Origin of the sequence: uncultured Brachyspira sp. (assembly GCF_910578695.1) — a bacterium.
Taxonomy (GTDB): domain Bacteria; phylum Spirochaetota; class Brachyspiria; order Brachyspirales; family Brachyspiraceae; genus Brachyspira.
The window spans coordinates 1-26,584 of record NZ_CAJTQJ010000035.1 but is presented as its reverse complement, the minus strand read 5'-3'; the positions used below and the strand labels follow the sequence as shown (position 1 = coordinate 26,584).

Genomic DNA, 26,584 nt, shown 5'->3' with positions numbered 1-26,584 from the left:
GACTGTAGACTGTAGACTGTAGACTGTAGACTGTAGACTGTAGACTGTAGACTGTCTATAATTTGTACAAATCTATTAATTTTCATAGAAATAAGTATATATAAATTATACTTTTATGTCAATGAATTTTATTAAAAAATTATAACATCATTTAACTTATTGTTATTTTATTGATGAGTTTCATCTTTACAAACTGTATAATTTATATTTATCATAATATTGTTTTGACTTAACATCCTTATTAAAAATATAATTAGATATTTTTATCATTTATGATATAAAAATCTTGTTTTATTTTATATATTTAGTATTATTATTTAGTACTATTATTGAGTTTAATTGATTATATTCGGAGGATATTTTTATGACTTATAAAGAAATTATAGAAGCTGCAAAAGACTGTATGGGATTTTGTAAAGCCTGCATTATATGTAATGGAAAGGTATGTAAAAACTGTATGCCAGGACCAGGCGCCAAAGGAATAGGAGATGCTGCTATTAGAAATTATGACAAATGGAGAGAAATAAGGCTTAATATGGATACAATATGTTCTAATGAAGATATTGACACTTCTTTTGAGTTATTCGGTAAAAAATTTAAATATCCTATATTTGCAGGTCCTGTAGGTGCAGTTCAGCTTCATTATGGAAATAAGTATACAGATGAAGAATATAATGATATATTAGTAAAGTCATGTGCAGATTCAGGCATAGCAGCATTTACAGGAGACGGAATTAATCCTAATGTTATGATTGCAGCTACTACTATGATAAAAAAACAAAATGGAATAGGTATTCCAACTATTAAGCCTTGGAATATAGATGTAATAAAAGAAAAGATGAAATTAGTTGCTGATTCTAATGCATTTGCTGTATCTATGGATATTGACGGAGCAGGACTTCCTTTCTTAAAAAATCTTACCCCCAAAGCTGGAAGTAAAACTGCAGATGAATTAAGAGAGATAAAAGAAATAGCTAAAAAACCTTTTATAATAAAGGGAATAATGACTGCAAAAGGAGCTGAAAAGGCAGTTGAAGCAAATGCTGATGCAATAGTAGTTTCAAATCATGGAGGACGCGTACTTGATCAATGTGCTGCAACTGCAGAAGTATTGCCTGAAATAGTTGATGCCGTTAAAGGAAAAATAAAAATATTAGTTGACGGAGGAATAAGAACAGGCACTGATATATTAAAGGCTCTTGCTATAGGTGCCGACGGAGTTGTTATTGCCAGAACTTTTGTAATAGCAGTTTACGGCGGAGGCGAGGAAGGTGTTAAATCTTATGTTTCTCAGCTTGGCGGCGAACTTGAAGATGCTATGACTATGTGCGGTGTTCATAGCTTAAAAGAAATAAATAGAGACATTGTAAGGCTTTGATTTTTTATTATTATTTTTTTTATTATTATTTAATACTATATTCAATATTATTTATATATTGATATAATATGCTTTTTATTTTTTATAAATATTTTAAATAATATATTAAGTATATCTGTATGAAATTTTTTTATTTATATTAAAATATAGTTAATATAAAAAAGGAAATGAATGATGAATATTATAAATATTTTTGATGAAAGTATAATAGAATTTGCTTATAGTTTACATAATAATTATAAAATATTGGATATATTCTTTAATGCTGTAACATATTTAGGCGAGGCATTGCCTTTAATAACTTTAACTATAATACTAATATTTATAAAAAGAACAAGGCTATGCGGAATTAATATGGCTTTGAGTTTATTTATATCCATATTTATAGGTGCTGTTATATTAAAACCGTTAATAGCAAGAGAGCGTCCTTTTGCTTGCCCTATATATAATGAATATTGGATTGCTGTAGGAAAACATTTAGAAATTTCATTTTCATGTCCTTCTTCGCATACAACAGCCTCATTTGCAGTGCTTTTTACATTCTTTTTATACTTTAATAAGAAATATAGTTTTGCAGCATTAATAATTGCTTTAATGATAGGTTTTTCAAGAGTTTATTTGATGGTTCATTATCCAAGCGATGTTATTTTTGGAATATGTATTGGAATAATAGTTTCATCTTTAACATATTTTATTTTGAATAAAAAAACTGTAAAAGAAAAGTTAATAAGATTTTATAATTAATTCCAATAATAAAAAAGCTCCTATAAAAATACAGAAGCTTTCTTTATTATTATAAATATTAGCCATACGAAATTAAAAATTTAAAAAGTATAAATGATCATCAGATGCATCAAATACTTCTTCCTTTATTTCGGAAGTTAATATAAATTCAACTGTAATATTTTTCTCTTTAGCTGTTTTAATATTCAAATCTAAATCAGCCTTCCCTATAACTTTAGCAGGAGCATCAGTTATTACTATAATAAGTTTTTTCTCATTAAGAAAATCAAATTTTTCTAATGCTTCCTGTACAGCTTCATACATAGGTTCAGCCTTATCACCGCCGCCTGCAGCATAAAAATAATTAACCTCTCTGTTTATATAATTAATATTATCGCTAAAATCTATTCTTTTTGTAAAATATGTATCCTTCAAATCTCTGTAAAGTAAAAAACCTACCCTTGAAGATTTGCCGTTATTAAATAATTCTTTTACTATTGCCCTGATATCTCTTTTTATAGATTTTAAATAAGGATGCATGCTTTCTGTTGTATCAAGCACTACAACTAAGTCAGTACTTCCATTATATTTATTAATGATATTTTTTAATTTGTAAGTTAATTCTTCTGCATCTTTAACATAATTAAGAGGAGTATTAAATACTTTACTTGCATTATTCAAAGAAGATTCGGCATCTGTATTTTTTATGTCTATACTAGGCTTATCACTAATAGATGCAGGAGATAAAATTTTTATTTCATTATTTTTAGGCTTAGAATCTCTTTTTACTATTATAGTATTTGTAGATAATTCTATAACTTTATCTGAAGGTCTTATTTGTACAGGTCCTTCATTTCCGCCATTAGGAATGCTAGGAGGTATTATTTCTTGTTTTACATTAGTAGTTTCTATAACATAATCTATAGGATATGTAAAACTTTCTCCTTTAGTATTAAATACATTAAAAGATAAATATCTATCTTCAGGCAGCTGTTTGAAATATGCTTTTATATAAAGTTTTTTTCCTAATTCTTTATTAAAAGTATCTTCTAATATGATACCGCTATTATCATAATCTGCAGTGTTTCCAAAATAAATATTTATTAATTTATATGCATTATTAGTTCTGCCTTCTCTTACATAAAATGCATATTTTCCATTATCCCCTCCTGAATAGTATAAATAAAATGCATATAAATCTCCCTCTTTTTCTACATTTCTAAGCACTATTGTAGGAACTGAAGCAGAATTATTATTAGCTTTCAATATAATATCATTTTTAAATAATATATTATTATTGATATCATACGCTTCTAAAATTAGATCAGTATTATCTCTAAGTACAAAAGCAGAATTATTATTTCTTCTGTCTAAATAAAGATTATTTGGAATAAACACTTCAAATACTTCTCCAAGTCTTTCGTGAAAATCTGTATTTTTTATATTAATCACAGCATTATTATCTCCGCTATTATTAATATAAAGATAAGATGATGTTCCGTCCTGAAGTTTTAACTGTAATCTAAATCCGTCTATATTATATTTCTTTTTTATATAGATTTGATAGCCGTTTATCAGTTTATTCATCTCAACATCATTTGCATTAATTCTCATAGAATAAGTATTTACAGTATTCTGAGAATATAAATTTTCTAAAGTAGAAATGAATACTACCGATAAAATAACAAATAAATATTTATATCTTATGTTTTTCATATTTATACCCTCTGCAAATGATTATCGGTTATGAATATCATAAATCTGCATTATTATGTTAATTAAACTGTAATATTTTTTATATAAAAATAACATATATAAATATATAAAAATATCTAATAATCTCTCTCTATCAATATGCTTATAGAATGATTAGTATAAGGCAAATCAAAATAATCAGCTACTTCAGATGTTATATTATCATACACAATTATGTTAATTCCGTTTGTATTTTTTATTAAATTGCTTCGGCTTATCAATATTTTATTTCCGCTGTCTATTACTAAATCATTATATTTATTAAGTTCTTTATGATATAAATAATTAGTTTTACCCATTGATGAAAATACTAATTTATTTTTATCTATAACATAAGAAACATTATTAGTATATATTTCATTCGTTATATTAAAATTATGATACAAACTCTTTACTACATTATCATTTATGCTGTATTCTCCAAGCATATTTATTACTATAGTATAGTCATTAATATTAGTTATTTTTGCTATATAATCGTAAATATTATCTATATCTCTTAAACTCATATCATAAACTTTATTATACTCATATAAAGCATTTTTCTCCCAAGTATTATAATTAAAATCCCCCCTTCTATCAGGCAAATCGAAATTATCTTTTAAATATTTACCCAAAAAAGAAGTATATTTCAAAACTCCTTTATAATTCAAATGCCCAGCATCATTATAATCTTTCCAAAAATCCAAATTATAATCATCATAGTAATGATTAAAATTCATAAAAGGTATATCATATTCTTTTGCAATCTCACCTATTCTATTAAAATGTCTAGCCTCATCATCAGTCATAGGAAAAGGCGAAGCTATTACAGCAATAGGTATATTATTTGTTTTTGCTAATTCTAATATTTTTCTGTAATAAGTTTCCTGCTCTTTAAGTAAAGGCAAAGTATCTTTAATATTTTTTATATTATGTTTTTTAACAGGAAATATCTTATTATGAAAAGAATAACCTTTAAAATATTTATAGTGATTATAATTATTAGCATAAGAAATAAAATCTTCATCTTTTAAATCTTTATACCTGTTATGATATCTGTATATAGGATTAATAAACTCATCAAATCTTTCTGCTGCCGTTACTTTTAAAGATTCTATTCTATTTTTAGACCATTTTAATGCATAAGTGGCGGCTACAATCTGATAATCTGCAACATTAGTTCTGCTTGCTGCTATAATATAAGACTCTAATACAATTAATTTAGGCTTCTGATATTTTAATGCTTCCGCTAAATAATGATATGTACTCCAAATAGGCTGACTTCCTGAAGTAAAATTATATGCAGCAATTCCGTATTCATTATAAAGTACAGCAGGATTAATATTGTAATGCACATGACTGCTTCCCAAAAAAAGCACATCTATGCTGTTAATTTTCTGTTCATAAAAACTGTCTCCCTGATATATTCCATTATCATTTTTGAATCTTAAAACCCTGCTTGAAAAGTAAAGCAATGTGATAAATATAGCTGTAAAGCAAATAATTTTTATTATATTTTTCATCATATTATAAAAGCCTATTATTTTTTATACAAAATTAAAAAAAATATTGTATTTAATTCAATTTTTTCAAACTAAAAAATATCTATTTTTATAAAAGTCTTTATCATTTATAAATATAAAATAACAATAATATTTTTTAGCTGCATTATCATAATTATTAAAAACTGCATTCAAATAAAAACATATCGCATTTATCATCAGCTGCAATTTCCTTTTCAAAAGAAGAAAATGTTTTAATTTGAGTAAACCCAGCCTCTTTTAAATACTGTTCCATTTCACCATATTTATAAAGATGAGTCTGAAAATCCATAAACTCGCTTTTAAGCAATTCAGCATTATTATTATACATTTCATAAATTGACGGAGAGAACTGAGTTTGTTCTTTATAATAGTTTTTTGATTTAAGCACTATTTCAAAATTTTCTTTTGTTTTAACAGATGCAGAAATATTATAATCATTATTGTCTATACATCTATTAGCTATTGTATCAACTGCAAAAACAAATTTACCTGATTCAGAAAGCCATTTCTTTATTCTGCTTAGAATTTGTTTGCAAATATTAATATCTGTAAATAATGATACTGAACCTGAACTAATAAATATATAATCAAATTTTTCTTTCGGAGAATATTTTATAATATCAGTATGAATTATTTTAGCATTAGGCATCTTTAATTTTAGTTTTTTAAGCATTTCATCGGATATATCTATTCCAATTATATCAAAACCCCTTTCTATAAATGGAATAAGAAATCGTCCGCTTCCGCATAAAGGCTCTAAAATCTTTTTACCTTTTTCAGCATAAGAAAGATAAAAATTTAATTCATCTTCAGGTGCTTTTTTATGAAGTATCTCATACATTTCAGTACAAAGACTGCCGTAATAATTTTTTCTAACTTCGCTCATTTTTATAGCTCCTAAAATTGAAAATATATAAACTGCTTAGGATCAAAACCCGCACCGTATTTTCCATATATTATAATAAAGAACAATAATAAAAATATTACTGCCCATCTGAAATACAAACATTGATTTTTTAAAAATTCATAAATAGTTTCTTTTTTTATATACTTTATCAAATCAGCTGAAAAAAGCATTATTAAAGATATTATAAGTATATTCATTTCAAAACAGTCTAATCCTAATTTATATAATGAACCGTCAAATAAACGCCATAAATCTATTTTAGTAAACATTCTTTCTATATAGTAAAAAGCATCATATATAGTTTCAGCCCTAAAAAATATCCAAGCTAAATCAACTATTATAAAAGTACAAATTGCCTGAAGAAATTTAAAACTGAAGCTATGCACTTTTACACCGAATTTATTTAAAACATTATTCCTAAACTTTGATGTAATATCTTCTATTAGATAGCATATACCATGAACAGCACCCCAAGCTATAAAAGTAAAATTAGCTCCATGCCATAATCCGCTTACTAAAAAAGTTAATAATATATTAAAACTCTTTCTAAACTTTGAACATCTGTTACCGCCCAAAGGTATATAAAGATAATCTCTAAACCAAGTAGATAATGATATATGCCATCTTCCCCAAAACTCTTTTATGCTCCTTGAAAAATATGGGGTATTAAAATTCTCCATTAAATCTATACCCATAACTTTTGCAGTTCCTATTGCTATGAGTGAGTAGCTGGCAAAATCACAGTATATCTGCACTGCAAATAATAATGCTGATAATAATAATTCTGTTGTATTATAAATATAATATCTGTTAAATACAGTATCAACAAAAATAGAAGCTCTGTCTGCTATTACCATTTTCTGAAAATAACCAAAAAGCATTAAAATAAGCCCTTCTGTTATTCTATGATAATCGAATCTTTTTATTTTATCCATATTCTGAATCTGACTGAGTAAATGTTTAGATCTTTCTATAGGACCTGCAACCAACTGAGGAAAGAATGATACAAATAAAGCATACTTAATAATATTTTTTTCAGATTTTATTTCGCCTCTATAAACATCTATAGTATAGCTTAATGCCTGAAAAGTATAAAATGATATTCCAACAGGAAGAACTATATCAAAAGTTTTTTCTATTAACTGAATATTTAATACTGATAAAATAATATTAATATTCTCAATTAAAAAATCAAAATATTTAAAGAATATAAGTATTGAAATATTTATAATAAAACTGAAAGCAACTACTATCCTTTTATATTTTAATTTTTCTATTAATATGCCGCTTAAAAAAGTTACAATCGTTGAAGTACCCATAAGCAATGCATATTTAGGATTCCAAAACATATAAAATGTGTAGCTTGCTATGAAAAGACAAATATATCTTAATTTTTTTGGAAATATCCAATATAAAATTAATGTTATAGGAAAAAATATTAAAAAGTCGGCAGAATTAAATAACATTTAACATAACTCATTATCAAATATACATCTATAACTTATAAAAATGTTAATTGTAATATGAATTATATAAAAAAGAATTTATTAATAAAAAAAACTAAACATAATTTAAATTGCTTCAAATAAATAAAAAACTGTAAATTAAAATATTAAAAATTACATACTATACTTTAAAAATATAATGTATACTTTATTACAATGTATATTATATATAAGCAAAAAACTATGAATTCATACTTGATTTTTTTAGCCTATTATGATATAATTAATTCAATTTATGATAGTAGGAAAAAGAATGAAAAATATATTTCTTAAGTACAGGATTATTTTTTATTTGCGATCCTATTTTGTCTATTTAAATTTTCTAATTTGTATTTTTATAAAAATTTTAAGGAATAAAGCTGTTATCTTTAACAATTTTATTCCTTTTTTTTATGCAAAATTTAAGCAAAAGCAATCATCTATTTTTTAAGGAGCAAAAATGAAAAACTTTATATCTATCAAAGAGTTATCAAAAGAAGAAATTATTGAAGTATTGGATATTGCTAAAGAATTGGATAACACTGATAGTAATGAGAGAAGAAAAATTATGGATGGAATGATAATGACAAGTATATTTTTTGAACCTTCTACAAGAACAAGATTATCATTCACATCAGCAGCTTATAAAATGGGCTGTAAGGAATTAGGATTTGATAATCCTGATAAAAGCTCCATAAAAAAAGGAGAATCTTTGAGAGATACTATAATTATGGTTTCGGCATATTCTGATATTATAGTTATGCGTCATAATATAGACGGGGCAGCTAAATTTGCAGAAGAAGTTTCAAATTGTCCTATCATAAATGCAGGAGACGGCTCTAATGAACATCCTAGTCAAACTTTATTAGATTTATACACATTAAGAGAAGAATTAGGAAGTATAGAAAATAAAAAAATTGCTTTTGTAGGAGATACCAAATATGGAAGAACTGTTCATTCTCTTTCTAAGGCTTTGATGATGTTTAACGGAGAGTTTTATTTTATATCTCCCGATACTATACAAATACCTGATTATATATTGAAAGAGTTAGATCAGGCTAAAATAAAATATAAAAAACTTAATAATTATGAAGAAATATTAAAAGATATAGACTGCTTATATATGACTAGAATACAAAGAGAAAGATTTGATAATATTAATGAATATGAAAAAGTGAAGCATTCTTTTCGTATTTCAAAAGAGAATATTGAAGGCAAATGTAAAGATAATATGATAATAATGCATCCTCTTCCAAGAGTTGATGAGATTAATATAGATTTAGATAATACAAAATATGCAAAATATTTTATACAGGCTAAAAACGGCGTTCCTATAAGAATGGCTATGATGGCTTTGGCTACAGATGCTATAAAATCTAAAACAGAAAGAAAAAAAATTGAGTATGAAGCTGAAGAAAATAAAGAAAGAGTTTGTACTAACAGCAAATGTGTTACGCATTTTGAAGAAACAAAAAATAAAGTAGTAAAAAAAGAATACGGAGATTTTTGTTATTACTGTAATAAAGAAATAGATAAATAAAATAAAAAAAATAGATAAATAAAGAAATAGGTAAATTATGATAATAAAAAATGCTAAAATTGCAAATAGCGAAAAAATAGTTTCTATAATAATAGAAGATGAAAAAATAGAAAATATAGATTATGAAAATAATTTTGAAAAATATTTATTTAATAATAAAATGCATAATATAATAGATGCTGATTATAATTATGTGCTTGCAGGAATAATAGATCCGCATACGCATATGAGAGATCCGGGACTTACTCATAAAGAAGATTTCAATTCTGGAAGCAAAGCCTGTGTAAGAGGAGGAATTACAGTATTTTTGGATATGCCTAACACGATTCCAAATACAATTTCAAAAGAAAATCTTTTTGCAAAAAAATCTATGATGATTGGAAAATCTTATGCAGATTATGGTTTTCATTTCGGAGGAAGTAAAGCAGACAACAGCGATGATATAAAAAGTATTATTAATGATGCAGCATCAACAAAAATTTTTTTTAATGCTTCTACAGGAAATATGCTTGTAGAAGATGATAATATATTAGAAAAATTATTTGAAGCTTCAAAAATAGTTACAGTTCATGCAGAAGATAAAATGGCTGATAAGGCAATAAAAATAGCAAAAAATACTAATACTCCGTTATATTTATGTCATTTATCGCTTGAAAGCGAAATTGATTCATTAAAAAAAGCAAAAGATTCAGGAATGATAATTTACGGAGAGGCTGCTCCTCATCATTTGTTTTTAAATACAGAAGATGTAAATAAAAATGACAGAAATAAAATGCTCCTTAGAATGAAGCCCGAGTTAAGAGAAAAATCAGACAATAAAGCTTTATGGAATGCAATATTAGACGGTACTATAGACACAATAGCTACAGATCATGCTCCTCATTTAATAAGTGAAAAACTAGAAAAACTTATATTCGGAATACCTTCTGCTGAACATTCTCTTGAATTAATGCTTAAAAAAGTTAATGATAATACTATAGATTTAAAATTATTAACAAATATAATGAGTAAAAACACTGCCCAAATATTCGGCATAAAAAATAAGGGATTATTAAAAGAAAATTATGATGCTGATTTAGTAATAATAAATTTAAACGATAATTCAGTAATAGAAGAAAAAGATATAATCACTAAATCGGGCTGGTCTCCTTATATAGGCTTTAAAAGAGGCGGTAAAGTTTTAACAACTATAGTGCGTGGAAACATAGTTTATGATAAAGGCAAATTCACAAATAATTTTATAGGAAAAGAAATAACATATAGTAATTAAATATTTTTATAATATTTTTTATATATCAAAATAATTAAAAGGAATACAAAATGATAAAAATCAAAATACTTATTACACTTTTATTAAGCATAATGATAATAAGCTGCTTTAATAATAATGAAGTAAATCAAATTACAGACTATTCTGATAAAAATAATTGGCTTAATATACCTTCATCTTCTAATGAAGCAGATGTATTTTATTTATACCCGACATTATGGAGCAGAGAAGATACTAATGAATCTATAATATGCACTATTAATTATGCCCCTATGTTAAAAGACATAACAAATGTAATGATTGAACAAACAGGAATATTTGATGAAGTAGGAAATATATATGCTCCATTATACAGACAGGCTGATGCTACATATCTATTGAATCCCAAAAACAATATAAGCAAAGAAGAACAAAATAAATATTTTTATTCATATCCCAAAGAGGATGCAATAGCAGCATTTGATTATTATATAAAAAATTATAATAAAAATAAACCTTTTATATTGGCAGGACATTCTCAAGGTGCTATGATGATAAAAGAAATATTAATTGATTATTTTAAGACTAATGAAAATTTAAAAAATAGAATGATAGCAGCTTATATATTCGGGTATTCTATCACTCAAAAAGATTTAGATGAAAATCCTCATTTAAGATTTGCAAACAGTGAATATGATACAGGTATAATAATTTCTTATAATACAGAAAGTCCTGATTTTAATGGCTATAATCCTACACTTCTTGAAGGAGCTTTATCAATAAATCCTATAACTTGGACATTAGATGAAACTTTAGCCTTCAAAGAACAGAGCTTGGGGGCAAATATAGCATCGAATTACGGAAAACCTACAAAAATATCAGATGCTAAAATTGATAAAGCAAGAGGAGTTGTAAAATGCAGTACTATAAATCCTGATGATTTTTATTTAGGAGGAATTTTTGAAAAAGGTGTTTATCATATTTATGATATAGCACTTTATTATTATGATTTAAAAGAAAATGCCCAAAAAAGAGTAAATGCTTTTTGGAAATAAATTAATAATAATAAATAAAATAGGCAGGATAAATAACTTATCTTGCCTGCATCATTGTTTATAAAATATAAATATATGAATTATCAGAATTAATTAGCTACAAACTCTTTTCCTCTTTTGTTAAGCACATTCAAACTTACAGCATTCAGTCTTATAGTTTCATAATTATCTATCTCTAATACCTCAACGATTCCGACAATCTCTATCCAATCCTGAGGATTAGGTATGCTTCCATTATAATTAAATTCGAATCCTGCAACTCCGTCATATCCGCAGCAGCCTGGTCCGTATCTGAATACAAAATTAAGTTTCTCTCCTGTTTCATCATCTGTAAAACCATCATATATACCTTCTAACTTTATCAATTTGCCTCTATAATCATCAGGATTTAAATATATATCATTACATTGATTAATAAACATTCTCTCTTTTATCTCTATAATATTATTCATATCTGCCTGCTTTGGTTTATTATCATTATTATATCCGTAATCATATTTCTTTTTTGGTATATCTGCATAGTTTTTTTCTATGCTGAAATTAGCATTATTATACTTCTTATTTGAACAAGAAGAAAATAATAATAATATAATAAATAAAAATAATACTGCTTTCACAATTTATAATACTCCTTTTATAACTATTTTTTAATTTTTCCTATTATAGAAAATATTAAAAGCATAAATAAATTCACCATAACAATACAAGCACCTGTAGGATATTCAAGATAAAAAGAGGCAGCTATACCAATAAAAAAGCAAAATACAGAAAGTACAGCCGATGAAATTATTACGCTTTTAAATGTATTAAATATACGCATAGAAGTGAGTGCAGGAAATATTATTAAACTTGATATCAGCATAGCCCCCATAATTCTCATACCCAATACTATGATTAAAGATGTAAGTATAGATAAAGCTGTATTATAAAGTTCAGTATTTATTCCTACAGCACGTGCAAAATTTTCATCAAATGTTACTAAAAATATTTTATTATAAAAAAGCATATAAAGAACTATAACTATAATGCTTATGCATATACTTATATAAACATCGCTTTTACTCATAGCAAGTATGCTTCCAAACATATAATTGCATACATCCGTATTTATCCCTGTTTTCACAGTAATGGCAATAATGCCTATAGCCAAAGAAACACTTGATATCAAGGCAATAGCAGCATCTCCTTTTATTTTGCTGTTTTCTCTTAATCTTAAAAGCAGTATGGAAGCTAAAGCAACTATAGGTATAGAAATCTGAAGAGCAGAAAGCCCAAACATCATAGAAAGAGATAAAGCACCGAAGCCTACATTAGAAAGCCCGATACCAATCATAGAATATCTTTTAAGAACCAAATTAACGCCCAAAAGTGCCGCACATAATGAAACTAATATGCCTACTATGACAGCTCTTACAATGAAAGTATATGAAAAAAGTTCCTGAATTAAAGCAATCATTCCATATCCTCCCCTGATATTCTTTTATATATATCCGTTTTTATATAATCTTCTGTGCTTCCGAAAAAAAGCATATTTTTATTGATATGAAGTATTTTATTAGAATATTTTACAGCACTTGCTATATCATGCGATACCATTATAATAGTTACCTCATCATTTAATTTTTTTATTAAATTGTATAAATCAATTGTAGCTATAGGATCTAATCCTGCAGAAGGCTCATCTAGTATCAATAATTCTTTTGCAGAACATAATGCACGTGCTAAAATAACTCTCTGCTGCTGTCCGCCTGACAAATCTTTATATGATTTATTTTTTAAGTTTTCTATATTAAATTTTTTTAAATTATTCAAAGCCTCTTTTTTATCTTTAGAAGTATAAAAAGGAAGAAACTTTTTTTTATTTAATCTGCCTGAAATAACAACCTCAAATACACTGGCTGGAAATGATTTCTGTATTATTCCCTGCTGAGGCAGATATCCTATCTCATTTTTCTTTATATTATCAAATTCAATGCTTCCTTTTTTTGGCTTCATAAGTCCAAGTATTGTTTTTATTAATGTAGTTTTTCCAGAGCCATTTTCTCCTATTATTGAAAGATAATCTCCTTTGCTTAAAGAAAAATTGATATTAGATAATACCTCATTGCTGTCATAAAATACTGATAAATCTTTTATATTCAGCATCTTTTAATTTAATCCCTTTTTTAAACTTTCTAAATTATCTCTCATAATAGATAAATACGAAGCATTTAAGTCAAATTCTTCTTTGGTTATATTTTGTACTGAATGAAGTTTTAATTTATTTATACCTGTATGCTCAATTAGAATATCTGCTATCTTTCCATTGCTTAACTCTATATAATATAAATAAGGTATATTATTATCTTTAATATAATTTATCAAATAAGCAATAGTTTTAGGGCTTGCATCCGACTGACTGCTGCATCCTTTAAAAGGGGCTCTATATTCCAAACCATATTCTTCAGTTAAATATCTGAATGGAAATCTGTCTCCGAATACAATATTTTTTCTTTTTGAAGAATTTAACGCTTCTCTTATTTCATTATCCAAAGCCAATAATTTCTGATTATATTTATCAGCATTGGCTTTATAAATATCAGCATTGGAGGCATCAATATCCGATAAAGCTTTGCAAATAGTATTTACAATCAATACGGCATTTTTCGGAGAAACCCATATATGTTCATCATAGACATCTTCATCATGATTATGTTCATCATTATGATTATGTTCTTCATCTTCTTCCATACCTTCGGCTATTTCCTCATCTAATACATTAACATAATCCATAAGCCTGATAATTTTTTTTCCATTGGTATCTATAGAAGCTATGATCTTTTCAGCCCATTTTTCACTCTCACCGCCTATATAAATAAATACATCAGAATTTTGTATATTTATTATATCAGCAGGCGTAGAATTAAATGAATGAATTTCTATACCCGGTTTTATAATCATTTGTAAATTAATATTATCTTCAGCTATATTCCTAGTAAAATCATATATAGGAAATATTGATACTGAAGCTTTTATTTTATTGTCATCATTAGTATTAGTATTAGTATTACGGCATGAAATAAATAATATAAAAAAAGTTAAAATTAATATTCTTTTTTGCATTTAAAAATCCTTTAATTAAGTTAAAATTATTACAGCATAAACTTATATAAAGAATATTAAATCAATTTATTAATTTTACTTTTAAACTTGTGGGATTATTATTAAAATTAAATATTATTCTTTTTATTTTTATTATAAATATATATGAGATACCAAAATATACAAAAGTATTATATATATTGAAAAATATTAATATTTTATTTACAGCCTTAACTATAGAAAAAATATCTATACAAGTTTCACAGCTCTCATCTGCATAATGTACATAACAATAAGAATGATAAAATACATAGCATACTGGAAAAATATATACAGATGCAGTAAAAAAAATTAGTATTATAATTAATTTCATAACTGCTTAATATTATAATTTATAATAAATAATTGTCAATTAAATATATATTTTATTTTTTATATGCATACATTGTAAAAAATTATAATACATACTTTTACTCTCCTGTAAAAAATAGATAATATATATACAAACAATAAAGTTATAATATACAGTAATAAATATTTACTTTGATGTATATTTATGATATAATGAAATATATTATTTAGAGGCTAAAGGGAATTTTACAATTATGATAAATAAAAAAATAATTATAATATCTTTAATATTAATTAGTATCATAAATATAATAAGCTGCGGATTGGCTAAAAGCGAAAAAACAAATAATAATGGCGAAATATATAAAGGATATGCTTCTAATGATATGTGGAGTATACATAAAACCACAATGTTGGAAAAGGAAGAAAAATTATTTAATGAAATTGATTCTATAAAAGATAAAAATTCTTTCAATGATTGGCAGTCAGAAAATCCGGGTGAATCTTCTTTAGTATTTGCTATTGATAAATTTCCTACAGAAGAAAAAGCTATTGAATTAATATCTTATGGTGCTGATGTAAATATGATAGGTTATAATGGAATGACTCCTTTAGAAGCAGCTTCAGAAATGGGATATTTAAAACTTGTAAAAGAACTTATAAAACAAAATGCTGATGTTAATTTTAGAGAAGAAGAAGGAGATTTGGACGCTTTATATTTTGCAGTAAAGTCCGAAAAAAATTATAATTTAGAAGTAGTAAAAGAATTATTAAAGGCAGGAGCAGACACTGATATTATTTATGGTACTAGAGAAGAAAATAAAGCGAATATATTAAATACTGCTATAATAGGAAGATGCAATTTAGAAAAAGTTAAACTCCTTACTGAATATGGAGCAGATATAAATTATTCAAATTTTGAGTGCGGACCTGTAATTGCTGCTGCTGTTTCACAAGAATGTATCGATATAGTAAAATATTTAGTTTCTCAAGGTGTTAACCCTGCTATGAAATATACTAATGGATATTCATATAAATATTTTTCATTATTGAATGCTGCAAGAAGAAATAAAACTACAGAAATAGCAGAATATTTAATAGAACAAGGTGCTGATATTAATACTCAAACTGATAGTGTTTCTGATTTGCCTTTAATATTTATTGCTCTTAATGCTGAAAATATTGAACTTCTTAAACTTTTGATTGAGAAAGGTGCAGACACTTCCATTGTTAATAAAGAGGGAAAAACAATTTTTGATTTAGCTCAAGAACAAGGCTATGATGATGTTCTAGCACTTGCTTCAAAGAGTAATAGTACAGAAGTACCAGAATGGGATTTAGAGCCGTATAATGATTTAAAAAATATAAAAGATGAAAAATCTTTAAAAGCTTGGGAAGAAAAGTACGGGACAAGAAGTTTAATAATGGCTATTGGATATTATCCTGAAGAAAAATTTTATGAATTGATTAAATACGGAGCTGATATTAATCAAAATTATGACGGCAGCACACCATTAATGACAGCTTCTTCAATGGGATATTTAAAACTTGTAAAAGAACTTATAAAACAAAATGCTGATGTTAATTTTAAAGGAGAAGGTAGTATTGATGCTTTATATGCAGCAGTATTTTCTACAAATGAAAATAGTTTGAAAGTAATGGAAGAATTATTAAAGGCAGGTGCCGAATTAGATGTTGAATACGGCTTTGAAGAAGTAGCCCCTATATTAATAAAATTAATTATAGATTATAATGAAAGAGTAAAATGTGATTTGTCAAAATTTAAAATGCTTGTTGAATACGGAGCTGATATCAATTATGTTGATCACTATGGCGGTAATCCTATAATTAGTTATGCTGTTGGGAATGGCTGTTTAGATATAGTAAAATATTTAGTTTCTAAAGGCATTGATCCTGCTATGAAATATAAACTTGAATACTATCCGAATGTATATGTTTCTTTATTAGCTGAAACTTCTTATAATGAGAATACTGAAGTGGCTGAATATTTAATTGATAAGGGTGCTGATATAAATACTCCTATAATTTCAGACGATGCTTATCCTTTAATCCTTAAAGCTCTTGAAAATGAAAATACTGCACTTGTTAAACTTTTAATAGAAAAAGGAGCAGATACTACAGTTGTAAATAAAGAAGGCAAAACGGTTTTCGATTTAGCTAGAGAAAAAGGCTATGATGATATTTCAGAGTTAGAAAATTAATAAAAAATCGGACTGAACAACTTAACTTATTTTATTAATAAAAATATTATTTTAAACATAAAACAAGTAATAGTCTTATTTATTATATAAATTTCTTGAAGATACATATATATTACTTTGCTTTAGTTTTACAGCAAATACAATTATAACTATTGCCAATATTATAAATATAAATGCAAGCACTAATGTATATTTACTTGGCTTATTCACTAAATCTCTGCTGTTTTTATCATAAAATAATTCTTTTTCAGCATTTACAAAATATGTATCATCTAATTTATCTAAATAAGAGTTTGTAAGAAATATTTTTTTATTATTGTAATTAAAACTATAAACTACATTTGCAAACTTTCTTTTTTTTATAGTGCCGTATTCATAATAATAAATACTTTCTATATTGGCATTAACTTTAATTATATTATTATCATTAAATCTAAAATTAAGATATATTATTATAAAAGAAGCAGATAAAAATATTATGCCTATAAAAAATAAAGTTATTTTATATTTTAGTGTTTGAAGTTTATTATTCATTTTATATTTATTTTAATAATATTATCTATATATAATATTATTATATTTTAATATTTAATGAAACATTGTTTATATATTTTTTTATTAATTAATTGATTTTTCATAATTATAGTATAATATATTTTCTAAAACATATTATACAAAAAGGATATTAATTTATGAAAAATATTATTAACTTATTTTTTATTTTTTTATTATTAATCAGTGTTATTACAATATCTTGTTCATCTAAAAATAAAGGAGATAGTTTATTTATAAATGTAGGTCCTGAGCCTAAAACTATAGATCCTACATTAAATATAGCTTCAGATGCTTCTGTTTATATAATACATGCATTTGAAGGTTTAGCTGCCAAAAATAAAGACGGAATATTATCAGGAGGGGCTGCTGAAAACTGGGATATAAGCGAAGACGGACTTACATATATATTTCATCTAAGAACTAACGGCAAATGGTCTGACGGTAATCCGCTTACATCTGAAGATTTTGTATATTCTTGGAAAAGAGCAGTTGATCCTAAAACAGCAAGCGAATACAGTTATCAATTTGAACCTGTAAAAAATGCTATGGCTATAAATGCAGGTAAAATGCCGCTAGATACTTTAGGGATAAAAGCGATTGATGATTATACTTTAGAAGTAACATTAGAAAAACCTACAGCATATTTCTTAGAGCTGACAGCATTTCCTACATTCTACCCTATTCGTCAGGATATCATAGAAGAATACGGAGATTCTTGGACTATGAATCCTAAAACCTATATAGGAAACGGCTCTTATGTTATGATAGAAAGAAATATCGATAATAATATCATAATGATAAAAAATACTAATCATTGGGATTATAAAAATTTAGTTCCTGAAAAAATAACATTTATTTTAATGGATAATCCTACAGCTTCAGTTGCAGGCATAAAAGAAGGTTCTCTCCATTTTTCAGACAGAGTTCCTGCTCAGGATATTGATGCTTTGAAAGCAGAAGGATTGCTTCAAATGGTTAAAAGACTTGGAACATATTATTATGCTTTAAATCATACCAATAATGTTTTAAAAGACGGCAGAGTTAGAAAAGCATTATCATTAGTTATAGATAGAAATTATATAGCAGATAATATTGTAAAAGCAGGTATACCAGCAGGTGCATTTATACCTTTCGGAGCTCCTGATATTAACGGAGATTTCAGAGAAAAAGGCGGAGATTATATAAGCATAAAAAAAGAGGATTATCAAAAAAACATAGAAGAGGCTAAAAGACTTATGGAAGAAGCAGGATATGCAAATGGAGAAGGTTTTCCTGTGCTTCAATTTTTAGTAGATTCTAATAGAGAAATTCCAATCTTTGAAGCTGTTCAGCAGATGTGGAAAGAATATTTAGGTATTGACAGCACTGTAAGTCAGCAGGAATGGGCAGTATTTTTACAAACATTATATACTGATAAAAATTATGTTATAGGAAGAAGCGGCTGGACTGCTGATTATAATGATCCTATGACATTTTTAGGTATGTTTTTAAGCTACAGCCCTCAAAATCATGCCCTATTTACAAATAAAGAATATGATAATTTGCTTCAAACTGCTATGAATACAGTAGATCAAAATATTAGAATGGATGCTATGCATAAAGCTGAAAAAATATTTATGGATAATGATGTTATAATACCATTATACTATTATACAACGCCTACTTTAGTAAGCCCTAAATTAAAAAATGTGATATATGATAATTTGGCAAAACATAAATTCAGCTATGCTTATATAGAAAATTAGTTATAATTTTTACCAATATCAAAAAATATTAGTCTAAAATTTGACTTTTAAATTTATATATTATATAATACTTCTATAGATTCATCGGAGGATCATTGAAGTTTTGAAAATACTCAAGGTTGGATAAGATGTCTAATTATTAGATTTCTTATTCAGCCTTTTTGTTTTTAAACTTTTATATAGGAGTATTATTTATGGATATGCTTAAAACAGATGTAAAAAAAATATTTTTTAAATATTTATCAGCTAGTTTCGGAAGTGCTTTAATAGCTGCCGTTTATTCTATAGTTGATGTTGCTATGGTAGGACATTATGAGGGAGATAATGGTGCCGCTGCTTTGGCTGTATTTGCACCAATATGGAATATTATATATGGTATAGGCTTACTCTTTGGTATAGGAGGTTCTGTACTTTTTAGTGAGGCAAAAGGCTCTGGTAAATATGAAAAATCAAATATTTTCTTTACTGCTTCATTTATTTCTTTATCAATAGTTATATTTATAGTTTGGATATTATCATTGATATTTGAAAATAATATACTTTATTTTTTTGGTGCTGATGAAGTATTATTAGATTTAGCAAAAAGATATTTTATTCCTATAAAAATTGTTTTTCCTTTATTTGCTTTCAGTCAGTTTTTTGCATCATTTCTTAGAAACGATAATGCCCCTATGAAAGCGACAATAGGAGTTATGGCAGGAGGTATTTTTAATATACTTGGAGATTATTTTTTTTGTATTTGTATGCGATATGGGTATATTCGGTGCAGGGCTTGCAACTGCTATAGGGCAGGTTATTACTGCTTCTATATTAATATCTCATTTATTTACAAAAAATAATACTTTAAAATTTCAAAATATAAATAAATTATTTTCATTATCAAAAAATATCATACAAATCGGCTTTTCTACATTTTTTATAGATATAGCAATGGGGATATTAGCTTTAATGTTTAATAGACAGATAATGAAATATTTCGGAACATCAGCTTTGGCAGTTTATTCTGTAATAATAAATATTAACATATTAGTTCAGTCATCGGCTTATGCAATAGGTCAGGCAGCTCAGCCTATAATATCAACTAATCTAGGTGCAGGAAAGATGTATAGAATTAAATCTGCTGTAAAATATAGTATATTATCAGCTTTTATACTTAGTATAGTATATACATTATTTACATACTTTAATACAGATTTTTTAATGAAAGCATTTATGAAACCTTCTAAAGAAGCTTTATACATATCAAAAAATATTATGAGGGCTTATTTTATATCATTTTTAATACTTCCTTTCAATATATATGCAACTTACTATTTTCAGGCAATAATGAAGCCTCAAGCCTCTTTCATAATTGCAGTACTTAGAGGACTTATAATAAGCGGTATTTTAATATTTATAATGCCTTTAATATTTGTTAAAGATAGTATATGGTATGTTATGCCTATTACAGAAGTTTTAACTTTTTCTTTTGTTATAGTGTTTTTTATTAAATACAGAATTATATATTCAAAATAGTTATATTAATTATAGAAATAATTATTAAATTTAATTAATAAAAATATAAAGGAGATATATGATAATGAAACTTTTAGATAAAAAAATAGCACTTGTAACCTCATCTACCAGAGGCATAGGCTTAGAATGTTCAAAAAAACTTGCAGAAAATGGAGCGAAAGTTTATTTAGCTGTAAGAAGATTAGATGCAGGAAAAGAAATTGCAGATGAAATAATAAAAAACGGAGGCGATGCCGATGCTGTATACTTTGATGCATCTAAAGAAGAAACTTTTACTTCTATGATAGAAGATGTTGTAAAAAAAGAAAATAGAATTGATATACTTGTTAACAATTTCGGCACTACTGACACAAATAAAGATTTTGATTTAATTAGCGGAGATACTGATGCATTTTTTAATATAGTTAATGAAAACTTAAAGAGTGTTTACCTTCCTTCAAAAGCAGCTGTTAAACAAATGATAAAAACGGGCGGCGGAAATATAATAAATATATCATCTGTAGGAGGAATCTTTCCTGATATGTCAAGACTTGCTTATGGGATATCAAAATCAGCAATAAATTTTCTCACAAAAAATATCGCAGTACAGTATGCAAGAAATAATATAAGATGCAATGCTGTATTACCTGGATTTGTTGCAACGGATGCGGCAATGAAAAATATGTCTGAAGAATTTTTAAAGCTATTTTTAAAAAATGTTCCTTTAAACAGACCTGCATCTACTGAAGATATTGCAAATGCAGTGTTATTTTTTGCAAGTGATAATTCTTCATTTATAACAGGAGAAACAATGCCTGTAGCAGGAGGTTTCGGACTGCCTTCGCCTATGTACAGCCAGTATATGGATATGGGAGGAAAAAAAGGTTAAAAATATGATTCTAATAAAAAGCATATTTTTTAATGAATATAATAATATAAAAGGCTTGCTAATATATTTGATTAACAAGCCTTAAATGTTTAAAACTTTTTTATTTTGTTAAAATTAATTATTCAGCATTAGCAAATAAATCTTTTATATCTGTTTTCTCCCAAGTGAATTCTGGAAGCTCTCTTCCAAAATGTCCGTAAGCAGTAGTCTTTTCATAAATAGGTCTTCTTAAATCCAATCTTTTAATTATACCTGAAGGAGTTAAATCAAGCTCTTTAGTAACTATATTAGCTAATACTTCATCATGAACTTTTGCTGTACCGAAAGTATTAACATATACAGATAAAGGCTCAGGTACTCCTATAGCATAAGCGAACTGCACCAAAGCTCTGTCAGCTATACCTGAAGCAACAATATTTTTAGCAACATATCTAGCCATATAACAAGCACTTCTGTCTACTTTTGTAGGGTCTTTTCCAGAGAAAGCTCCGCCTCCATGTGCACCATGTCCGCCGTAGCTGTCTGCTATAATTTTTCTGCCTGTAAGTCCGCAGTCGCCCATAGGTCCGCCTACTACAAATGAACCTGTCGGATTAATATAATATTTTGTATTTTCATCAAGCATATTTTTAGGACATATTTCATTAATAACATATTTCTTAATATCCTCTTCTATCTGCCTATGATCAATGCCTGCAGCATGCTGAGTAGAAATAACAACAGCTTCTATTCTTGCAGCTTTACCATCTTTATATTCAATAGTAACCTGACTTTTTCCGTCCGGTCTTAAATAGTCAGCTATTTTATCTTTCCTAATCTTAGTTAAGCGTTCTGCCAATCTATGAGCTAAATGTATAGTTAAAGGCATATATGTTTCAGTTTCATTTATAGCATAACCGAACATTATACCTTGATCTCCAGCCCCTTCAGAAATATTTGATTTTTCAGAATTAAATAATCCCTTACCTGCACTAACACCCATATCTATATCAGGAGACTGTTCTGCAATAGCCTCCATTACAGCACAAGTATCGGCATCGAATCCCATATCGCTGCTTGTATATCCTATTCGCCTTACGGTATTTCTAGCGATTTTTTGATAGTCTAATTTAGCTTTTGTAGTGATTTCTCCTGCAATGATTATCATTCCTGTTTTTGCCAAAGTTTCACATGCAACTCTGGAATTAGCATCTTGTTTTAAACATTCGTCTAAGACAGCATCGCTTACAGCATCGCAAATCTTATCAGGATGGCCTTCTGTTACCGATTCAGAAGAGAAATAATAATTTTTTATCTCTGCCATAGTTTTACCTCTTTTTTTTATATAATTTTATAATTATATATTGGTTAACATAAATAGTCAAGCAATTATTATTAATATATCAAATTAATATTATATGCATAATTATTTGAATATTATAATACATAATAAACTAAGGTATTATTAAAAATCTAGTGGTAGAAAGTATAATGCTCAAGCATAAACAAAGAAAAGCAATTATAATAAACGGCTTGTATAGTTCTTTATATTGAATTAAATCATCATCTAATATAGGCTTTTTCTCTAATCTGTCTATTGTATTATAAACATTATCTAAAGCAGAGGTATTTTTAGCATTAAAATATTTACCGCCTGTTACCGCAGCAATATCTATTAAAGATTTTTCATTTAAAGTAAAATCAGCCCTTATTCTTCTTTTACCATAATTAGGATCATCATAAGTAACCCAAGCATGACTTCCGTTAGCATCTCCTATACCTATTGTATAAATTTTTATATTAAAATTTGACGCTATTTCAGAAGCTAATTTCGGATCTATTTCGCCTGAATTATTTTCACCATCTGTAAGAAGTATTATAATTTTTTCATTATCATCTTTCACGCTTCTAAGCATATCAACAGCAGTTGCAATACCAAGCCCTATTGAAGTTGAGCCTTCTTCATCTATTTTTATTCTTTTTATTTCCTCTTCTAATGAAATATAATCAAAAGTAGCGGGGGAAAGAACAGATGCCCTTAAAGCAAATGATACTAAACTAATTTTATCAAAATTTCTTTTTTTCACGAAATCAATCATAGTTTTTTTTGAAGCCTCAAGCCTTGTAGGTATCATATCTTCAGCCATCATAGAGGGAGAAACATCAACTACAAGAGAAATATAAATACCTTCTCCATTAATATCAGATAAATGAAAAACTTTTACAGGACGTGCCAAACCTATAATGCAAAAAGCGAGTGCCAAAATAATAAGTGAAAATGGTATATCTTTAACATAATATCTCGATTTTAAAACTTTTGACATACTTACTCTCGGATGCTTTACAGAATATGAATGATTCTTTCTAGTTTGTATATATAAAAATATTATAATAGGTAAAGCTAAAAGAAAGAATAAAAATTTGGCAGATAAGAAAGTCATTTATAAATTTCCCTAATCATAATTTCTATATTAAAATAATAAAATAAAACAAAATAAATATTATAAAGTAATATTATACTAAAATATACATAAAAGTAAAGTATTCATAATCTCAATTATTATATATTGCAAAACAAAGCATCTATTATAGAAATTGATTTTTTAAATCTTTCCTGATAATTTCCGTTTATAGAATAATATTTTATATTCAAACCATTTAATATATCTTTTATTTTATTACTGTATTTGATTCTGTCATTTTTTATAACTTCGCTTCTATCTCCGTCATCAATAAAATCGACATCAGGTTCTAAAAACAGTATTAAATCATATTTATTTATATGTATTATTGCTTTTGCAAGCCTTTCATTATCAATAATATTTTCATCTTCTAAAAAATGCATATAAAAGTTTGTAATTACAGCATCAGTATCAATAAATAATATCTTACTGCTGTATTCTATTGCTTTTATCTCATTTAATTTATGAGTAAGAAGTATCTCTGTGAAATCTTCTGAAAGCATTAATAAATCGGTTACTGATTTTTCGGATAATTCTCTTCCTGCTTCTTCTATATAGTTGGTATTATAATAATTTGCAAGATTAATTGTAAGAGTGGATTTTCCTGTGCTTTCGCTTCCTAAAAGCAAAACTTTTTTTGTATAATACGGCTTTACTATATTAGGTAAATAATCCCAATATTTGTAAACATTTTCTCTGATTTTTGAAGAGCTTATTTCATTTCTTTCTATAAATATTAATTCTGAATCTTTATAATGCCTTGTATAAAAAGAATCTTTGTCTTTATAATCATCTCCTAAAAACACTGCATCAATATTTTCACCTATAGCATTTTTTATTTTTATAGAATCTTCTTCCCATAAATCTTCTGTATATTCTTCTTTTGTATCTGCATTATCTTCTATAAATATTATTTTTACATTTACAATATGCTTTGTTAATTGATAAAGCCAGCGGTACCGTACTTTTTTGTCAATTTCATTTCTATTATTTCCGACAGCTAAAACAATATAAAGTTTTCTGCATTGATTAGCTGCTTCTATTATGCATCTTACATGCCCAAGATGAAGCGGATTGAAAGAACCTCCGTACATTCCGACATTATACATAAAAACTCCGAATTATTTTTGTAAATTAGATTCTCTATTCCATTTAATAAACATAAAAATGGCATTAATTAAATAAACGCTCCACATAATCAAAACTGCTATATTTTCCCCTCTGCTTGAAAAATTAATATACCATATTGAAATATTTAAAATGTTTACTAATATCCACATTATCCATTGTTCAGTGCATCTTTTTATACATAGTATCTGTGCGGTTACTGCAAAAACTGTACTTGCACTATCAGCAAAAGGAAGAGAACCGCCTAATTTTTTTAATATAAGTCCGTAAATAAATACCGATATAAAAGACAAAGCAAATATTATGATTTTGTATTTTTTATTTAATTTTGTTTTTATAACTTCTTTGTTTTCACTATTTATATTTCTGCTCCATAATATAAAGCCTATTATATTCATAGGTATATAATAAAATACATTAAGTATAAACTCGCCATAATATTTTGCATTAAAAGCAATATATGAATAAAGAATAGTATTAATCATTCCAAATATATACGAAGATAATTTTCCTTTACCTGTAAGAATAACGCATAATATTCCGCTTATTGACGACATTATACCAATAATATTTTCTTTCCAATATATAGAAAGCGATAATATTATACCGCTTGCAATTATAATCCATACAACTTCTATAGATTTCCAATTCTGAAGTTCATTTTTTATAAATTTTTTCATTTATGATTATTCTTTTAATGGATTTAGTTTATGCATTATATATTTATATTATAATAAAATCAATAATTGATAATATTTATACTATAGAATAATAAAAAATATTTTTAGATTATTCATAATGGCTTTAAATAAAAAAGAAAAATTTGATATAAAAAAAATATATATAATACAGCAGAAATTATTAGTTAAAAGTAAGAAATTTATAATTAAAAATTATGATATATATATTTGTATTATATACGCACCGCTATAACAATATCAATTATACTTATAGCAGTTTCAATAATTGCAAATATTGTTATTGATATTACAATTATACCAAAAAGATTGGGGCTGTCCTAGATAACTTAAATTTGTTAAAATTTAGGTATGAAACGCAGT

23 protein-coding genes are annotated in these 26,584 nt (G+C 26.4%); 10 read left to right on the top strand and 13 right to left on the bottom strand.

Features of this window, described 5'->3' with window-relative positions; translation table 11 throughout:
• Positions 1–364 precede the first annotated feature (364 nt).
• Both QZ288_RS09275 and QZ288_RS09270 read left to right on the top strand, forming a co-directional pair.
• Positions 365–1,378 (top strand): alpha-hydroxy-acid oxidizing protein, encoded by a 1,014-nt coding sequence (locus QZ288_RS09275; protein WP_295158074.1) that lies wholly within the window; start codon positions 365–367, stop codon positions 1,376–1,378.
• 174 nt (positions 1,379–1,552) lie between these two features.
• Positions 1,553–2,122 (top strand): phosphatase PAP2 family protein, encoded by a 570-nt coding sequence (locus tag QZ288_RS09270; RefSeq protein WP_295158082.1) that lies wholly within the window; start codon positions 1,553–1,555, stop codon positions 2,120–2,122.
• Between the two features lie 72 nt (positions 2,123–2,194).
• Here the strand turns inward: QZ288_RS09270 and QZ288_RS09265 are convergent, their stop codons facing one another.
• The 4 genes from QZ288_RS09265 to QZ288_RS09250 all read right to left on the bottom strand — a co-directional run bounded on the left by QZ288_RS09265 (position 2,195) and on the right by QZ288_RS09250 (position 7,755).
• On the bottom strand, positions 2,195–3,817 hold the full coding sequence (locus tag QZ288_RS09265) for a vWA domain-containing protein (RefSeq protein WP_295158072.1): 1,623 nt from the start codon (positions 3,815–3,817) through the stop codon (positions 2,195–2,197).
• A gap of 116 nt (positions 3,818–3,933) precedes the next feature.
• Entirely contained in the window at positions 3,934–5,364 is a 1,431-nt protein-coding gene (locus QZ288_RS09260) for an SGNH/GDSL hydrolase family protein (protein ID WP_295158069.1), read from the bottom strand.
• 154 nt (positions 5,365–5,518) lie between these two features.
• Positions 5,519–6,268: a class I SAM-dependent methyltransferase gene (locus tag QZ288_RS09255; RefSeq protein ID WP_295158066.1), complete on the bottom strand. Its 750-nt coding sequence runs from the start codon at positions 6,266–6,268 to the stop codon at positions 5,519–5,521.
• A gap of 11 nt (positions 6,269–6,279) precedes the next feature.
• The gene (locus QZ288_RS09250; RefSeq protein ID WP_295158062.1) at positions 6,280–7,755 is read right to left on the bottom strand and encodes an MBOAT family O-acyltransferase; all 1,476 of its coding nucleotides are present in this window, start codon (positions 7,753–7,755) and stop codon (positions 6,280–6,282) included.
• 478 nt (positions 7,756–8,233) lie between these two features.
• On the opposite strand from QZ288_RS09250, the gene pyrB reads away from it, so the two are divergent.
• The 3 genes from pyrB to QZ288_RS09235 are packed head-to-tail and all read left to right on the top strand — an operon-like array spanning position 8,234 to position 11,617.
• Positions 8,234–9,313 carry an aspartate carbamoyltransferase gene (gene pyrB, locus QZ288_RS09245; protein ID WP_295158059.1) on the top strand — a complete coding sequence of 360 codons (1,080 nt, stop codon included), beginning with the start codon at positions 8,234–8,236 and terminating at the stop codon, positions 9,311–9,313.
• 37 nt (positions 9,314–9,350) lie between these two features.
• Complete coding sequence (locus tag QZ288_RS09240) at positions 9,351–10,583, top strand: dihydroorotase family protein (RefSeq protein WP_295158056.1); 1,233 nt, start codon at positions 9,351–9,353, stop codon at positions 10,581–10,583.
• 50 nt (positions 10,584–10,633) lie between these two features.
• Positions 10,634–11,617, top strand: coding sequence for a DUF3089 domain-containing protein (locus QZ288_RS09235; RefSeq protein WP_295158053.1), 984 nt, complete (start codon positions 10,634–10,636; stop codon positions 11,615–11,617).
• 89 nt (positions 11,618–11,706) lie between these two features.
• On the opposite strand, the gene QZ288_RS09230 is transcribed toward QZ288_RS09235, so the two are convergent.
• From QZ288_RS09230 to QZ288_RS09215, 4 genes are read right to left on the bottom strand one after another with little or no spacing between them, the layout of a single operon-like run.
• Positions 11,707–12,234 carry a hypothetical protein gene (locus QZ288_RS09230; protein WP_295158050.1) on the bottom strand — a complete coding sequence of 176 codons (528 nt, stop codon included), beginning with the start codon at positions 12,232–12,234 and terminating at the stop codon, positions 11,707–11,709.
• Between the two features lie 23 nt (positions 12,235–12,257).
• A complete protein-coding gene (locus tag QZ288_RS09225; protein WP_295158047.1) occupies positions 12,258–13,073 on the bottom strand; it encodes a metal ABC transporter permease in 816 nt (271 codons plus the stop codon).
• Positions 13,070–13,762, bottom strand: a complete 693-nt coding sequence (locus QZ288_RS09220; protein WP_295158044.1) for a metal ABC transporter ATP-binding protein — start codon at positions 13,760–13,762, stop codon at positions 13,070–13,072. The genes QZ288_RS09225 and QZ288_RS09220 overlap by 4 nt, the downstream gene beginning before the upstream one ends.
• Positions 13,763–13,765: 3 nt before the next feature.
• On the bottom strand, positions 13,766–14,719 hold the full coding sequence (locus QZ288_RS09215; RefSeq protein ID WP_295158042.1) for a metal ABC transporter substrate-binding protein: 954 nt from the start codon (positions 14,717–14,719) through the stop codon (positions 13,766–13,768).
• Positions 14,720–15,303: 584 nt separating this feature from the next.
• Here QZ288_RS09215 and QZ288_RS11780 point away from each other — a divergent pair.
• Positions 15,304–17,271 carry an ankyrin repeat domain-containing protein gene (locus QZ288_RS11780; protein WP_363322962.1) on the top strand — a complete coding sequence of 656 codons (1,968 nt, stop codon included), beginning with the start codon at positions 15,304–15,306 and terminating at the stop codon, positions 17,269–17,271.
• 75 nt (positions 17,272–17,346) lie between these two features.
• Here QZ288_RS11780 and QZ288_RS09200 read toward each other — a convergent pair whose 3' ends face one another.
• Positions 17,347–17,805 carry a hypothetical protein gene (locus QZ288_RS09200; protein WP_295158040.1) on the bottom strand — a complete coding sequence of 153 codons (459 nt, stop codon included), beginning with the start codon at positions 17,803–17,805 and terminating at the stop codon, positions 17,347–17,349.
• A 158-nt stretch (positions 17,806–17,963) separates the two neighbouring features.
• Between QZ288_RS09200 and QZ288_RS09195 the strand changes: the two genes are divergently transcribed.
• The 4 genes from QZ288_RS09195 to QZ288_RS09180 all read left to right on the top strand — a co-directional run bounded on the left by QZ288_RS09195 (position 17,964) and on the right by QZ288_RS09180 (position 21,954).
• Positions 17,964–19,571: a peptide ABC transporter substrate-binding protein gene (locus tag QZ288_RS09195; protein WP_295158037.1), complete on the top strand. Its 1,608-nt coding sequence runs from the start codon at positions 17,964–17,966 to the stop codon at positions 19,569–19,571.
• Between the two features lie 194 nt (positions 19,572–19,765).
• Positions 19,766–20,410: an MATE family efflux transporter gene (locus QZ288_RS09190; protein ID WP_295158034.1), complete on the top strand. Its 645-nt coding sequence runs from the start codon at positions 19,766–19,768 to the stop codon at positions 20,408–20,410.
• Entirely contained in the window at positions 20,295–21,086 is a 792-nt protein-coding gene (locus QZ288_RS09185) for an MATE family efflux transporter (RefSeq protein WP_295158077.1), read from the top strand. Before QZ288_RS09190 ends, QZ288_RS09185 begins: the two co-directional genes overlap by 116 nt.
• Before the next feature lie 64 nt (positions 21,087–21,150).
• Positions 21,151–21,954, top strand: coding sequence for an SDR family NAD(P)-dependent oxidoreductase (locus QZ288_RS09180; RefSeq protein WP_299245422.1), 804 nt, complete (start codon positions 21,151–21,153; stop codon positions 21,952–21,954).
• A gap of 118 nt (positions 21,955–22,072) precedes the next feature.
• On the opposite strand, the gene metK is transcribed toward QZ288_RS09180, so the two are convergent.
• From metK to pnuC, 4 genes are all read right to left on the bottom strand, one after another.
• Positions 22,073–23,257: a methionine adenosyltransferase gene (gene metK / locus QZ288_RS09175; protein ID WP_295158028.1), complete on the bottom strand. Its 1,185-nt coding sequence runs from the start codon at positions 23,255–23,257 to the stop codon at positions 22,073–22,075.
• A 130-nt stretch (positions 23,258–23,387) separates the two neighbouring features.
• Positions 23,388–24,374, bottom strand: a complete 987-nt coding sequence (locus tag QZ288_RS09170) for a VWA domain-containing protein (RefSeq protein ID WP_295158025.1) — start codon at positions 24,372–24,374, stop codon at positions 23,388–23,390.
• A gap of 119 nt (positions 24,375–24,493) precedes the next feature.
• On the bottom strand, positions 24,494–25,504 hold the full coding sequence (locus tag QZ288_RS09165; RefSeq protein ID WP_295158023.1) for an AAA family ATPase: 1,011 nt from the start codon (positions 25,502–25,504) through the stop codon (positions 24,494–24,496).
• A 12-nt stretch (positions 25,505–25,516) separates the two neighbouring features.
• Positions 25,517–26,203 carry a nicotinamide riboside transporter PnuC gene (gene pnuC / locus QZ288_RS09160; protein ID WP_295158020.1) on the bottom strand — a complete coding sequence of 229 codons (687 nt, stop codon included), beginning with the start codon at positions 26,201–26,203 and terminating at the stop codon, positions 25,517–25,519.
• Positions 26,204–26,584: the final 381 nt, after the last annotated feature.

Excerpts from the sequence above, each read along its gene's own strand:
- QZ288_RS09275 (WP_295158074.1), top strand. The coding sequence starts at position 365 with ATGACTTATAAAGAAATTATAGAAGCTGCAAAAGACTGTATGGGATTT.
- QZ288_RS09270 (WP_295158082.1), top strand. The coding sequence starts at position 1,553 with ATGAATATTATAAATATTTTTGATGAAAGTATAATAGAATTTGCTTAT.
- QZ288_RS09265 (WP_295158072.1), bottom strand. The coding sequence starts at position 3,817 with ATGAAAAACATAAGATATAAATATTTATTTGTTATTTTATCGGTAGTA.
- QZ288_RS09260 (WP_295158069.1), bottom strand. The coding sequence starts at position 5,364 with ATGATGAAAAATATAATAAAAATTATTTGCTTTACAGCTATATTTATC.
- QZ288_RS09255 (WP_295158066.1), bottom strand. The coding sequence starts at position 6,268 with ATGAGCGAAGTTAGAAAAAATTATTACGGCAGTCTTTGTACTGAAATG.
- QZ288_RS09250 (WP_295158062.1), bottom strand. The coding sequence starts at position 7,755 with ATGTTATTTAATTCTGCCGACTTTTTAATATTTTTTCCTATAACATTA.
- pyrB (WP_295158059.1), top strand. The coding sequence starts at position 8,234 with ATGAAAAACTTTATATCTATCAAAGAGTTATCAAAAGAAGAAATTATT.
- QZ288_RS09240 (WP_295158056.1), top strand. The coding sequence starts at position 9,351 with ATGATAATAAAAAATGCTAAAATTGCAAATAGCGAAAAAATAGTTTCT.
- QZ288_RS09235 (WP_295158053.1), top strand. The coding sequence starts at position 10,634 with ATGATAAAAATCAAAATACTTATTACACTTTTATTAAGCATAATGATA.
- QZ288_RS09225 (WP_295158047.1), bottom strand. The coding sequence starts at position 13,073 with ATGATTGCTTTAATTCAGGAACTTTTTTCATATACTTTCATTGTAAGA.
- QZ288_RS09220 (WP_295158044.1), bottom strand. The coding sequence starts at position 13,762 with ATGCTGAATATAAAAGATTTATCAGTATTTTATGACAGCAATGAGGTA.
- QZ288_RS09215 (WP_295158042.1), bottom strand. The coding sequence starts at position 14,719 with ATGCAAAAAAGAATATTAATTTTAACTTTTTTTATATTATTTATTTCA.
- QZ288_RS11780 (WP_363322962.1), top strand. The coding sequence starts at position 15,304 with ATGATAAATAAAAAAATAATTATAATATCTTTAATATTAATTAGTATC.
- QZ288_RS09200 (WP_295158040.1), bottom strand. The coding sequence starts at position 17,805 with ATGAATAATAAACTTCAAACACTAAAATATAAAATAACTTTATTTTTT.
- QZ288_RS09195 (WP_295158037.1), top strand. The coding sequence starts at position 17,964 with ATGAAAAATATTATTAACTTATTTTTTATTTTTTTATTATTAATCAGT.
- QZ288_RS09190 (WP_295158034.1), top strand. The coding sequence starts at position 19,766 with ATGGATATGCTTAAAACAGATGTAAAAAAAATATTTTTTAAATATTTA.
- QZ288_RS09180 (WP_299245422.1), top strand. The coding sequence starts at position 21,151 with ATGAAACTTTTAGATAAAAAAATAGCACTTGTAACCTCATCTACCAGA.
- metK (WP_295158028.1), bottom strand. The coding sequence starts at position 23,257 with ATGGCAGAGATAAAAAATTATTATTTCTCTTCTGAATCGGTAACAGAA.
- QZ288_RS09170 (WP_295158025.1), bottom strand. The coding sequence starts at position 24,374 with ATGACTTTCTTATCTGCCAAATTTTTATTCTTTCTTTTAGCTTTACCT.
- QZ288_RS09165 (WP_295158023.1), bottom strand. The coding sequence starts at position 25,504 with ATGTATAATGTCGGAATGTACGGAGGTTCTTTCAATCCGCTTCATCTT.
- pnuC (WP_295158020.1), bottom strand. The coding sequence starts at position 26,203 with ATGAAAAAATTTATAAAAAATGAACTTCAGAATTGGAAATCTATAGAA.